The organism is Bacillus canaveralius, from assembly GCF_002860125.1.
In the GTDB taxonomy this organism is placed as follows: domain Bacteria; phylum Bacillota; class Bacilli; order Bacillales; family Cytobacillaceae; genus Bacillus_BJ; species Bacillus_BJ canaveralius.
Genome location: NZ_PGVA01000037.1, coordinates 1 through 13480, shown reverse-complemented (window position 1 = coordinate 13480; position 13480 = coordinate 1). Strand labels below are relative to the sequence as shown.

Here is a 13480-nt window from a genome sequence, read left to right as displayed (position 1 = left end):
GGAAATTGATGATCAGAACAGAAACATGTTAAAATTAAAAGTGTGTGAAAACTTTTTTACATAGGAGGCGGTAACATGGTACAACCATATAAACATGAGCCATTCACTGATTTTTCCGGTGAAAAGAATCGCAACGCGTATTTGCAAGGACTGAAAACAGTCGAACAATATTTGGGACAGAATTACGATTTATTGATTGGCGGAGAGCGTATCTCCACTGAAGACAAAATCATTTCATACAATCCATCAAATAAAGAGGAAGTAATCGGACGCGTTTCCAAAGCGAACCGCGATCTTGCAGAAAAGGCCATGCAGTCAGCCGTTGCAGCATTTAAGACATGGAAAAAAGCAAAGGTGGAGACACGCGCCGATGTGTTATTCAAAGCAGCAGCAATTATCCGTCGCCGCAAGCATGAGTTCTCCGCCCTTTTAACGAAGGAAGCAGGCAAGCCATGGCGCGAAGCGGATGCTGATACTGCAGAAGCAATAGACTTTTTGGCGTTTTACGCCCGACAAGCTTTAAAGCTTAAGAATGGTGTGCCGGTACAAAGCCGTCCAAATGAATATAACCGCTACGATTATATCCCGCTTGGCGTTGGAATCATTATTTCACCATGGAATTTCCCGTTGGCAATCATGGCCGGTACAACTGTTGCCGCCATTGTTTCCGGCAACACGGTGCTTTTAAAACCTGCCTCAACTACGCCTGTTGTCGCAGCTAAATTTGTCGAAGTGATGGAAGAAGCAGGACTTCCAAAAGGCGTTCTAAACTTTGTTCCGGGCAGCGGTGCAGAAGTCGGCGACTATCTGGTAGACCATAAAGATACTCGTTTTATTTCATTTACAGGTTCCCGTGATGTTGGGCTTCGCATTTTTGAACGTGCATCGAAGCTTAACAACGGCCAAATTTGGCTGAAGCGTGTAATCGCTGAAATGGGCGGGAAAGATACAATTGTCGTCGACAGTGATGCAGATCTTGAATTGGCGGCCCAAGCGATCGTTTCCTCCGCGTTTGGCTTCTCCGGGCAAAAATGTTCGGCTGGTTCCCGCGCAATTGTCGTTGAAGATGTTTACGACGAGGTATTAAATCGTGCCGTTGAATTAACGAAAGAATTAACGGTCGGCAATCCTGAAGATCAGAACAACTATATGGGACCGGTCATTGACCAGGCTGCCTTTGACAAAATCACGAGCTATATTGAGGTTGGCAAGCAGGAAGGCAAATTGATGACTGGCGGTGAAGGAGACAATTCAAAAGGCTTCTTTATCAAGCCGACTATTTTTGCTGATCTTGACCCGAAATCCCGGATCATGCAGGAGGAAATCTTCGGACCGGTTATCGGCTTTTCGAAAGCAAGAGATTTCAATCATGCCATTGAGATAGCCAACAACACCGAATATGGCTTAACCGGTGCTGTCATCACCAGGAACCGCGAGCATATTGAGGAAGCCCGTGAAGATTTCCATGTTGGGAACCTTTACTTTAACCGCGGTTGTACAGGCGCGATTGTCGGTTATCAGCCGTTTGGAGGCTTTAACATGTCCGGTACCGACTCTAAAGCGGGCGGTCCCGATTACTTGCTGCTTCACATGCAAGCAAAAACCACTTCTGAATTGTACTAAATTTCCACCCCTTCTTTTCCGTGAAGGGGTCTTATTTTGGCATCTAGGAATCTGTGCTTTTGCAGATGATGAGCTAAATGTTTCTCCAGGCTAACTTTATGGGTATATGCAGTTAAATAGACTTAGTGGAGAATGATCAAATGATAAAACGGAGAATAGAATTTCTTTTTGTGATTATTTTGGCAACAGCATTATATATTATGATGTTTAGTGGTTTCTCATCATTTATAAAGCTCATTTTTGCGATCATATACGGTGTGATTATTTTGATCAGTGTCTACTCTTTAATGCTTGAAAACCGCTCTGCCCCGCATACCCTGCTGTGGATGTATGTTCTCGTCCTCTTCCCCCTCTTGGGATATTTCTTTTATTTATATTCAGGTCAGCTTTATTTAAAAGGCTATTTGTTTAAAAATAAGCGGAGTAAAGACAGGGAAGAATGGCTAAAGCTGTTGAATCGAGTAAAAGCACCCAGTTTAGCGTTTTTGCAGGACAATCAGCAAGTCTTCGCCAAGTATGCGAGCAGAGCTTCATTGACTTCGATTAGTACTGCGTCGAGAACTACTGTGCTGAATAATGGCCAGGAAACTTTTTCGGAAATGAAGAGAAAACTCAGAGCTGCTGAAAAATATATTCATATCGAATATTATATTTTCCGGTCTGACCGGCTTGGGAAGGAAATCATTGAAATTTTGATAGAAAAAGCCAGGGAAGGAATAGAAGTCTTGTTTATCTTCGACGCGGCAGGCAGTATGAGCCTGTCTGGCGGGGATATCGCCAAAATGAAAAGTGCCGGAATTAAAGCCTATCCCTTTTCTCCACTAAAATATGGATTTTTTAATCAAAAGTTTAACTTTCGCAACCATCGGAAAATTGTCGTTATCGATGGCGAATCTGGATTTGTCGGCGGATTGAATGTCGGTGTGGAATATCTTGGCGAAGATGACAGCATTGGATTCTGGAGGGATACCCACTTAATGCTTGAGGGTGACGCCGTTTATACACTCCATACGATTTTTTTATTAGATTGGGAGTATGTCAGCGGAGAAAGTGTTCTTAAAAAACGGCCTCATCCAAAGCCGATCGAGGAAGGAGAATTGGATGGAGCTGTGCAGGTAGTGGCGAGTGGCCCTGATACACAGCAAGGGATCATGAGTGACTTTTTTTACGCGTTGATAGCAAGTGCGACAAAGTCAATCTGGATTGCTTCACCTTATTTTGTGCCAAATGAGGCAATTCGAACCGCACTAAGGGTTGCTGCCGTAAAAGGAGTGGAGGTTCGTGTGATGGTACCGGAAATTAATGACGGCTTTCTAACCCAATATGCTTCACGCTCTTATTTTTCAGAACTGTTAAGATGCGGCGTTGAAGTTTATTCGTACAAAAAAGGATTTCTGCATCAGAAAATCATCATTGTTGATGGAAACCTTGCTTCGATTGGGACTGCAAACATGGACATGCGCAGCTTCCACTTAAACTTTGAAGTGAATGTGTTTTTATTTGGCACAAGCTCAATCCGGGACCTTATTGCCCATTACGAAGAGGATACTGAAGACAGCGAGCTCATCCGGCCTGTTGCTTATTACAAGAGGGGCTATATTGAAAGAACAAAGGAATCGTTTGCGCGGCTGTTTTCAGGAGTGTTATAAAGGAAATATACTGCTGTATTAAAATCAATCTAATAAACCCCATTATGGGGTTTTTTGACGTGGGAATTAGGTCAGTATGGAATAACGGTCAATATGGTTTCAGGAGGACTATTAAAAATGACCGATGCAAGTTCTGCCACTTCTGAAGAAGTATTTCAATTAATTGAGTCGTCAACACCGCTTCGAAAAGTAAAAGATCCTGCCGAGGTCGCGGATGCGATTGTTTTCTTTGCTTCACCATTGGCAAGAGCCGTAACTGGCCAGAACTTAATGGTTGATGGCGGTTTGGTTATGAACTAATAGTGAATGATGCATTTGTACAGTTGCTCAGCAACGCCTGTGCGCCACACATAGGGGCGATGAGGTAATCAAAAAGAGACAAAACGAGACACCATCTCATTTTGTCTCTTTTTTTGTCCCAGTATATAAGAATAATGCTATGTTTTACGCTAGGCTGTGTTGGCACGATATTTGCATTAAACAATAGTGAATCAAATCTACGAATGGAGGTTTATAAATGGAAACGACTAAAAGCAAAGAATTGATCTTGTCTCAGGAAAAGGCACATTGGATGTACAAAAAGATGCTTGAGATCCGCGAATTTGAAGATAAGGTGCATGAACTGTTTGCAACAGGAATTCTTCCGGGATTTGTTCACCTTTATGCAGGCGAGGAAGCCGTGGCTGTCGGCGTTTGCGCGCATCTCACTGAAAAAGACAGCATCACGAGTACCCATCGTGGCCATGGCCATTGTATTGCGAAAGAATGCGACTTAAATGGAATGATGGCTGAAATCTATGGAAAAGCAACAGGTCTGTGCAAAGGTAAAGGCGGTTCCATGCACATTGCCGATTTGGATAAAGGAATGCTGGGGGCAAATGGAATTGTCGGAGGAGGATTTCCGCTCGCTTGTGGGGCAGCCTTAACGGCTAAATACAAAAAGACCAATAATGTAAGCGTTTGCTTTTTTGGTGATGGGGCAAATAATCATGGCACTTTCCATGAAGGAATCAATCTTGCTGCGATATGGAAGCTGCCGGTTGTGTTCGTCGCGGAAAACAACGGCTATGCAGAAGCGACTCCATTTACGTATGCGTCAAGCTGCAAGGCCATTAAAGATCGCGCGATCGGTTACAATATCCCGGGTGTTCAAGTCGATGGTAAAGACGTAATGGCCGTTTTTAAGGCAGCAGAAGAAGCGATTCAAAGAGCCCGCAGAGGAGAGGGCCCTTCATTGATCGAATGCGTTACTTACCGTAATTACGGACATTTTGAGGGAGATGCCCAGAAATATAAAACAGTGGAAGAAAAGAAAGTCCACAAGCAAGAGAAGGACGCGATTATTCCATTCAGGCAATATCTGCTCGATCAGCAGCTGTTGGATGAAAATGAACTGAAATCAGTTGAGGATTCGGTATCAGAAGCGATAAAGAATGCTGTGAAATTTAGTGAGGACAGCCCGTATCCGGATCAATCCGATTTGCTGACCGATGTTTATGTTTCATATTAAAAATAAAAGGAGGAATGAAGGATGGCACGAGAAATCAGTATGTCAGAAGCGATAAACGAGGCGATGACGCTGGCAATGAGAAAGGACGAAAACGTCATTCTGATGGGCGAGGATGTTGCAGGCGGCGCGGAAGTCGACCATCTGCAGGATGATGAAGCATGGGGCGGTGTTCTTGGGGTTACAAAAGGACTCGTCCAGGAATTTGGCCGTGACCGGATTTTGGATACACCCATCGCAGAAGCTGGCTATATGGGTGCAGCGATGGCAGCTGCGTCTACCGGTCTGCGTCCGATTGCTGAATTAATGTTCAACGATTTTATTGGGAGTTGTTTGGATGAGGTCATGAACCAGGGAGCCAAGTTCCGTTATATGTTTGGAGGAAAAGCGCAAGTTCCTGTTACAATCCGGACAATGCACGGTGCCGGGTTTAGAGCAGCGGCCCAGCATTCCCAAAGTTTATATGGCCTGTTTACAAGCATCCCGGGACTAAAGGTGCTAGTGCCGTCAACTCCTTACGACGCGAAAGGGTTGTTGCTTGCAGCGATTGAAGACAACGATCCGGTGATCTTTTTCGAGGACAAAACACTATACAACAAGAAGGGGGAAGTGCCGGAAGGGTATTACACAGTTCCGATCGGGAAAGGCGAAGTTAAACGCCAAGGAACTGATTTAACCATTGTTGCGGTCGGCAAACAAGTCCACACCGCCATGCAGGCGGCAGAGCAGGTTGCTGCTAAAGGAATCGAAATCGAAATAGTAGACCCAAGAAGCTTATCGCCGCTCGATGAGGAAACGATCCTTACCTCTGTTGCAAAAACGAATCGCTTGATCGTGATTGATGAAGCCAACCCGAGATGCAGCATCGCCACGGACATAGCTGCACTGGTCGCGGATAAAGGTTTTGATTCGCTTGATGCGCCAATCAAAAGGATAACTGCACCTCATACTCCTGTACCATTTTCACCGCCTTTGGAAGATATTTATCTTCCTACACCGGAGAAAGTGATCAAAGTGGTATCTGAATTACTTGGCGAACCTCTTGGTGTATAAGGGGTTAACGACAGAAAGGAGAGCGCATAAATGGCAGTAGAAGTAGTAATGCCGAAGTTGGGAATGGCAATGAAGGAAGGCACAGTATCACTATGGAATAAAGAAGTCGGAGACGCGGTTGGGGCGGGAGAAACCATTGCCAGCATCAGCTCTGAAAAAATAGAAATGGATGTTGAATCTCCGGCAGATGGCACGATTCTAAAAATCGCTGTACCAGAGGGAGAAGGTGTCCCTCCTGGTACGGTTATATGTTACATCGGAAACGCCGGAGAAGAGATCATCTCCAATGAAGTTAACCGACAGGAAACTAGCATTCGTGACGTGGACAAAGAGCCTCTAAAACAAAAAGAACTTTCTACTGTAGCGGTTATCAGTCGAGGTGATCGGGTGAAAATTTCACCGGTCGCCCGGAAAATGGCTGAGGCGGCCAAATTGGATGTTGAAAAAATTAAAGGAACAGGACCCGGTGGGAGAATCACAAAAGAGGATGTACAGGAAGCCATTCACAATTCCCGCAGCAGGGAAGCTGAAAATGTAATAAGTGAAGAACTTCCAAGCCAATCTACTGAAAATGCGCGGCAGGTTGCCCTCAGTGGAATCCGCAAAGTCATTGCAAGACGTATGCAGGATAGTTTACAAAACAGCGCACAATTAACGATTATGATGAAGGCTGATGTAACAGAACTCCTAAAAATGCAAAAACAGGCCTCTGAAGCCATGCAAAAAAACAACGACGAAAAGCTGACAGTAACAGACTTTCTTTCGCGGGCAGCTGTCCTTTCGTTAAAGGAACATTTACAAATGAACAGTGCCTATATTGATGAAAAAATTCATCTCTTTGAGGAGGTTCATCTCGGTATTGCAGTAGCATTGGAAACAGGCCTGGTGGTTCCGGTCATCCGGCACGCCGAAAAATGCACAATACGGCAATTGTCGAAGGCAAGCAAAGAGCTCGCCCGGAGAGCAAGAGCAGGGCGGCTTTCCAGTGAGGAAATGCAGGGATCCACTTTTACAATAAGCAATCTTGGCGCATACGGTGTTGAACACTTCACCCCTATTTTGAATCCGCCGGAAACAGGTATTCTCGGTGTAGGAGCCGTCTTTGATACACCTGTTTATTTAGGGGATGAATTGAAAAGAAGAAGCATCTTGCCGCTTAGCTTAACTTTTGATCATCGCGTCCTTGATGGCGCTCCAGCGTCAGCATTTCTACAAACATTGAAACGCTATTTGGAAGAGCCGATGACGATGCTTTTATAGAAGGGAGAAGATCCTTTGACACCGATAACGATAATAGGAGGAGGCCCTGCCGGGTATGTCGCGGCCATTACGGCTGCCCGGCAGGGAAAAGAAGTCATCCTGATTGAGCAGGCATTATTGGGAGGCACCTGCTTAAACGAAGGATGTATGCCAACGAAATCTTTATTGCAGAGTGCTGATACGTTTCAGCTTGTCAAAAATGCAGCATCATTTGGTGTCCGTCTGCCATCCCAATCAATAGAGATCGATTGGAATGCAGTACAGCAGAGGAAGAACACAATTGTCACTCAACTTGTGCAAGGTATTCAATACTTGATGAAGAAGAATAAAATAAAAGTGATCAGGGGAACGGCTTCGTTTCTGAACCGTTATGCATTACGGATAGAGAACGCTGCAGAAAGTGAACACATTGAAGTGAACCAAGTGATTATTGCTTCGGGATCAGAACCGATTTTTTTACCGTTTGCACCGTTTGATGGAGAGTGGATTATCGACAGCAGTCAAGCGATGCATGCCCAATCCATTCCTTCTTCCCTTTTAATCATAGGAGGCGGTGTGATCGGATGCGAGTTCGCAAGCATCTATGGCAGGATGGGAACGAAGGTTACCATCGTTGAGATGGCCGAACAGCTCCTTCCTGGAGAAGATGAAGATATCTCTTCCGTCTTACATAAAGAATTGGAGAGCCAGGGAGCCACCTTGTATACCTCGACTACAGTGAAGGATATCAATATAGAAAAAAAGAAGGTTGTGGCAGAGAATAATGCAGGTATCCATGAATTTCAGCCCGATTGCGTACTTGTATCAATTGGAAGAAAACCAAGACTAAGTGGTTTAGGCTTAGAGAATATTGGTGTTGATTATACAAAGCAGGGAATTTTGGTGGATGAACAACTGCAAACCAGTGTACCCAAAATTTATGCATGCGGCGACGTCATTGGAGGAATCCAGCTGGCTCATGTTGCTTTTCATGAAGGGACGGTTGCCGCGCTGAACGCCTGCGGCACGGCTGCAAAAACGAATTATCGGGCTGTGCCCCGCTGTATTTATACTCATCCGGAAATAGCCAGTGTAGGTCTGACGGAAAAACAGGCAAGGGACCAATACGGGGATATAAAGATTGGGGAATTCCCTTTCACTGTAAACGGGAAAGCGCTTATTTCGGGTGAACGGATGGGCAAGGTGAAAGTGTTGGTTGAACCGCGATATCATGAAATTGTTGGTTTATCCATCGTCGGTCCGCATGCCACAGAACTAATCGGCCAAGGAACGCTTATGCTTCATGCGGAATTAACAACAGATGTAATGGAGCATCTTATCACCGCCCATCCTACCTTATCCGAAGCGGTACACGAAGCGTTGCTTAGTGCTGTTGGCCATGCTGTTCATGTGTAGAGAAGAATAAAAAGGAGGAATACCGATGGAGTCAAATAAGAGAACGGCGTTGGTAACTGGATCAGGCCGCGGAATTGGCCGTGCCATAGCTTTAAGACTTGCTGAAGATGGTTTTAATGTCGTGGTTAACGACATTGACTTGGACAATGCTGAAACTGTTGTGAAGGAAATCAAGGAATTAGGCCGGGAAAGTTTCTCGATTCAAGCAGACGTTAGCAAAAGGGATCAAGTTTTTGATATGGTCCAAACTGTAGTAAAACACTTTGGACAGCTCGATGTAATGGTTTCAAATGCAGGAATCGCTCAAATTAAGCCTTTGCTGGAAGTGACAGATGAAGATCTTCAACAAATATTTGAAATAAATGTATACGGTGTCCTTTATTGTCTGCAGGCTGCTGCTGAACAAATGAAAAAGCAAAAACATGGGAAGATTATTAGTGCTGCCAGCATTGCGAGTTATAAAGGGTTCAGCCTTTTAGGGACATATTCAGCTACCAAGTTTGCAGTCAGAGGCTTAACACAGGCAGCAGCTCAAGAACTAGCTCAATTCGGGATTACGGTTAATGCCTATTGTCCGGGAATTGTCGATACGCAAATGTGGGATCTTATTGATGAAAAAATGGGTGAATATATGAATCTGGAAAAAGGAGAAGCATTTAAGCAGTTTACTCAATCAATCACGCTTGGAAGGCCGGAAACACCAGAAGATGTAGCCAAGTTTGTATCATTTCTGGCCTCGCCAGATTCAGATTATATGACTGGCCAGTCCGTTATGATCGATGGAGGAGTCATTTTTTCATAGTTATATAGACAAATAATTATCATTAGGCATCACTGCTAACAAGGGGCGACATGGAACTCGCAGGAAACACTAATAAGGAGTAAGCGTTTTAAACTTAGAGAATATTGATGTCGATTTTACAAAGCAGGGAATTATGGTGAACGAAAACAAAGCATTGCTTAGTGCTGTTGGTCACTCTGCTCATGTGTAAAATATAATTCTCTGATTAATATCACCCCGTGTAATAAAAAAAGTCAGCAGTAACATGCTGGCTTCTTTGTCATCTAAGCCCAGGAATAGGGTTTTATCTATAAACATTCTTTATTCCCAATTTGCTACTCGATGCATATACTTTATTGGTCCGTTCGAAAGCGTAGTGAATAACATCTGAACCACATATAGCTATTACCATCAAGTTTTGATATTCATTTATGTATTTATCATTTTTTAAATCCAAGGAGAGATCTACTTTGCAAACTACTCAGGGAATCCCGGTTAGTTTACCATTCCCATCGCAGTGGGGCATACATGCTGCCATAGGTGGCAGACCGGTCGTTTGGGGCACACTGATCATCAACTCCATTACAGGAAACAGGATTGCCGGTACCGTTAATTTTCGCGGGAGGCCTATCCCAATTCATGGATATTGGGATGAAAACACGAAACAAATCAGATTTGATTCACCGTATGCCTCATATTCGGGAAACTTAATGATATATGATGATCCCCCGATTAGAATTCGACATCATATTTTAAATGGACGACTGATTATGAAGCCTCCTTCTTTACAAGCAGGCGAGTATGGGACTTGGGTAGCGACAACCGACACAATTCTCACCGGATCCCCCGTTATTAGTGACACTTTGCCCCCTGTTGGAGTCTTTTTAACATCAGAAATATTATACGGTGCTCGTCTGCCAAATCGAGTTACTGGTATATGGGATTGAACAGAGGGATTTCCTCACAATCTATTTGACTTTTATTGAAAACAGCTTCACGCAAACAAGGCATGAAGCTGTTTCAATGTAACTCTCCTGAAATAGACCAACAATATTGAAAGCGCATACATAACTTGTTATAATATTAAGAAAACTCTCCGTGGAATTTATTAACCTCAAGCTATATTACTCTTCCAGTTCTATCATACAGGTATTAGTATTTCCCAAATCTATGTGTCACTCTTCAAGCCGCCATATGAATAGAGGAGGTTCGCGCATGAAAGAAACTGTTTGCTATTTAAATACCTGGAAACGGTTTGTTAATGAAGGAGTCCTTGATTCAGCCCGTTTAAACAAAAGAGTAATGGAATCCTGGTACCGATGTAAAAAAGAACAAGTGAATCCGTATTTAAATAAAGGTGAGAATATTTTAACGAACGAGCTACTACACCTTCAACGAGAAAAAAACTCTCTTCTCTTAGATGTTGTTTCCCCTCACGTAGACAGGATGAACGAGGCAATCCGGGAATCCGGCATGATGGCGCTTCTTGTGGATCCGGATGGCTATGTCCTTTCCTTGTTAGGAAACGAAAAAATCGTCGAAGATGCACGCAAAATCAATTTTATCGAAGGTGTTCGCTGGACTGAAAGGGAAGTTGGGACAAATGCAATCGGAACAGCTTTGCAGACTAAGGAAGCTGTTACGATAAATGGTACCGAGCATTATTCCATTGCTTCGCATCAATGGAGTTGTTCAGCCACGCCAATCTTAACTGGCGACGGACTGTTGATGGGAGTATTGGATATTTCCTGCCCTGTTGAATATTCACATCCGTTTATGCTGGGAATGGTTGCATCGGTTGCTTATGAAATTGAACGGGAGATCAGCAAGCGGCTTTTTAAAAGGGAACTTGCGCTGTTTCAGCGATCCGTTGAACTGACGGATAAATATAGAGATCGCCCTTTTGTCGTATGCAACGACAACGATGTTATTGTTTCAGCAAGCAAACCTCTTCGTGAAAAAGTTCCCCAGTCGATTGGTATGAGCATTTCACAACTTTTGCGATATGGATATCAAGTTGATATACAGACTGCTTTTTCGCTTAAAGAAGACAAACAAATAACGGGAACTTGTTTGTTTTTATCAGAAGGAACTTCTGATACGAAAAGACGGCAATTTACTGGATCAAATTCAGCACAAACGTTTTATTTTAATGGAGAGGCTGGCAGGAGTGAGGCTTTTCAAAGAACTATGAAACAAGTGAAGCTTGTCTCCCCGACAGATGTCAATGTTTATATTTTTGGAGAAACAGGGACCGGTAAAGAGGTGATTGCCCGGGCGATTCATGACAATAGTCCCCGCAAAGACGGCCCATTTATTGCTATTAATTGCGGAGCGATACCGAAGGATTTAATGGAAAGTGAACTGTTCGGGTATGTGGAAGGAGCTTTTACCGGGGCGAAACGACAGGGTTATAAAGGGAAATTTGAACAGGCTCATAAGGGAACTCTTTTCCTGGATGAAATCGGCGAAATACCGCCGTCGATGCAAGTAGCCTTATTACGTGTTCTCCAAGAACGGAAGGTTGTTCCGATTGGTGGCATAAAAGAAATCCCGGTAGACTTTCGCATAATCACGGCAACCCACCGCGATCTTACTGGACTTGTCAATCAGGGTACTTTTCGAAAAGACTTATATTACCGGCTATATGTTTATCCAATTCATGTTCCTCCTTTGCGAGAAAGGAAGGAAGATATCCCGTTTCTTGTCCGCTTTCTGTGCCAAAAACATAACTGGAACATACCATGGGCAGATACATTATTTGATAAATTGAATGATCACACATGGCCGGGGAACATAAGAGAATTGCACAATGTGCTGGAACGTATAAATATTTTGTGGTCAAATGGGGCAACAGAAGATGATCTATTTCTATATAATATGTTAACCATAGAGTCCATCGATTCAAAATTTGAACCGTCAATAGCGCAAAACGAAGAGCACATTCGTACAAACAATGAACTGACCGCAAGGGAAAAGATCCAAAGAGGATTAATGCTGGAGGCCTTACAAAGAACAAAAGGGAATGTAACGGCAGCGGCGAAACTACTCGACGTTCCACGAAGCACTTTCTATAAGCGGCTGCGGAAGTATGGGTTATAACAAGTGTAGAAATTTTCGTAGTTATAGCTTCGAATCGTTAGTAGAGTCTAAATCATATAAATACGATTTTGCTTTTGAGTTTTGGGAGTGTTCCTCCAGTTTTCTAAAGTTTAGGTCGCGGCTTAAGAACGAGAGTGGTGCACGTGGTAGACTCATTGGAGAACCGCCTTCAACAAGATTGAGAAAAAGCTGGGGAGGAGGAATTTGAATATACAGAAGAAGTACCTGTCGATTTATTGGGTAGACTTCAAGCAAAGTTTTATCGCGGTCATGCAGGAAGGAATGAACATCATTGAAAACGGTATGTTTTAAAAATTCACATGGCTTGAACCTGGTCGGGAACTTTTTTGAGGCAGATTCCAAAGCGGTCATTATCATGTGTCACGGTTTTACGTCAAATAAATCGTCCAGGGGGCGTTTTGACCGGTTTGCGAGAACGTTTCAAGAGCAAGGATACAATGTACTTGCTTTTGATTTCAGCGGCTGTGGGGAAAGTGATGATGACAGCTTAACACTTGCGAAGCAGATCGACGATTTGAAATCGGCGATCAGTTTTGTGAGGCTAACAGGTTATCGCAAGATCGCCTTATATGGACATAGTCTCGGCAGCAGAGTTTGTTTGGAAGCATTTGATCCTGAAAATATCTCAACCATGATTTTAACGGGTGCATCAACTGGTCCTGTCAAATATAACTGGAATGAACATTTTTCTGAATTGCAATTACAGGAACTCGATGAAACAGGTTATATAACAGACTACCAGAATGGAGGCAGCCGAAAGGCCGTAATCATCGAAAAACAGATGCTTCTGGATTTTGAACAATTTAACCAGGAGGAGGTTTTGAAGCGGATTACGTGTCCGGTTTTAATTATGCATGGCGATGAAGGCTGGGAGGAGAAGGTTTTGGCAAGCATTTCGCAAGAAGGGGTGAAATGGCTGCCAACAGAATCGCAATTAACAGTCATTCAAGGTGCTGACCACAGCTTTATGGATCACTTATCAATAATTGAGCGCTTGTCGATTGACTGGCTTAGAAAATATTTTTCTCAGGCGTGTTGATTAACCAGTTTTATACAGTAAAATAAATGAAAAAAAGACACTTTTCTTGT

Annotated in this window: 11 protein-coding genes and 1 pseudogene; 11 read left to right on the top strand and 1 reads right to left on the bottom strand. The window is 43.5% G+C overall.

All coding sequences use genetic code 11. The features are described 5' to 3' along the window. Positions 1–75: 75 nt before the first annotated feature. The 10 genes and pseudogenes from pruA (at position 76) to CU635_RS15400 (ending at position 12370) form a co-directional block, all read left to right on the top strand. A complete protein-coding gene (gene pruA, locus CU635_RS15445) occupies positions 76–1623 on the top strand; it encodes an L-glutamate gamma-semialdehyde dehydrogenase (protein WP_101578283.1) in 1548 nt (515 codons plus the stop codon). 140 nt (positions 1624–1763) lie between these two features. Beyond that, positions 1764–3272 (top strand): cardiolipin synthase, encoded by a 1509-nt coding sequence (gene cls / locus CU635_RS15440; RefSeq protein ID WP_101578282.1) that lies wholly within the window; start codon positions 1764–1766, stop codon positions 3270–3272. A 63-nt stretch (positions 3273–3335) separates the two neighbouring features. Next, a pseudogene (locus CU635_RS15435) lies at positions 3336–3572 on the top strand (SDR family oxidoreductase); the annotation flags it as partial. A 217-nt stretch (positions 3573–3789) separates the two neighbouring features. Next, positions 3790–4782: a thiamine pyrophosphate-dependent dehydrogenase E1 component subunit alpha gene (locus CU635_RS15430; RefSeq protein ID WP_101578281.1), complete on the top strand. Its 993-nt coding sequence runs from the start codon at positions 3790–3792 to the stop codon at positions 4780–4782. Between the two features lie 21 nt (positions 4783–4803). Next, positions 4804–5832, top strand: coding sequence for an alpha-ketoacid dehydrogenase subunit beta (locus CU635_RS15425; protein WP_101578280.1), 1029 nt, complete (start codon positions 4804–4806; stop codon positions 5830–5832). A gap of 30 nt (positions 5833–5862) precedes the next feature. Beyond that, positions 5863–7092 (top strand): dihydrolipoamide acetyltransferase family protein, encoded by a 1230-nt coding sequence (locus CU635_RS15420; protein WP_101578279.1) that lies wholly within the window; start codon positions 5863–5865, stop codon positions 7090–7092. Between the two features lie 15 nt (positions 7093–7107). Further along, a complete protein-coding gene (gene lpdA / locus CU635_RS15415; RefSeq protein ID WP_101578278.1) occupies positions 7108–8487 on the top strand; it encodes a dihydrolipoyl dehydrogenase in 1380 nt (459 codons plus the stop codon). 25 nt (positions 8488–8512) lie between these two features. After that, the gene (locus CU635_RS15410; RefSeq protein ID WP_101578277.1) at positions 8513–9289 is read left to right on the top strand and encodes an acetoin reductase; all 777 of its coding nucleotides are present in this window, start codon (positions 8513–8515) and stop codon (positions 9287–9289) included. Positions 9290–9738: 449 nt separating this feature from the next. Continuing rightward, positions 9739–10215: a hypothetical protein gene (locus tag CU635_RS15405; protein ID WP_101578276.1), complete on the top strand. Its 477-nt coding sequence runs from the start codon at positions 9739–9741 to the stop codon at positions 10213–10215. Between the two features lie 268 nt (positions 10216–10483). Beyond that, positions 10484–12370 (top strand): sigma-54-dependent Fis family transcriptional regulator, encoded by a 1887-nt coding sequence (locus CU635_RS15400; protein ID WP_101578275.1) that lies wholly within the window; start codon positions 10484–10486, stop codon positions 12368–12370. A gap of 21 nt (positions 12371–12391) precedes the next feature. On the opposite strand, the gene CU635_RS24105 is transcribed toward CU635_RS15400, so the two are convergent. Next, positions 12392–12526, bottom strand: a complete 135-nt coding sequence (locus tag CU635_RS24105) for a hypothetical protein (RefSeq protein ID WP_257985635.1) — start codon at positions 12524–12526, stop codon at positions 12392–12394. A 136-nt stretch (positions 12527–12662) separates the two neighbouring features. On the opposite strand from CU635_RS24105, the gene CU635_RS15395 reads away from it, so the two are divergent. Further along, positions 12663–13430, top strand: a complete 768-nt coding sequence (locus tag CU635_RS15395; protein WP_101578274.1) for an alpha/beta hydrolase — start codon at positions 12663–12665, stop codon at positions 13428–13430. Positions 13431–13480 lie beyond the last annotated feature (50 nt).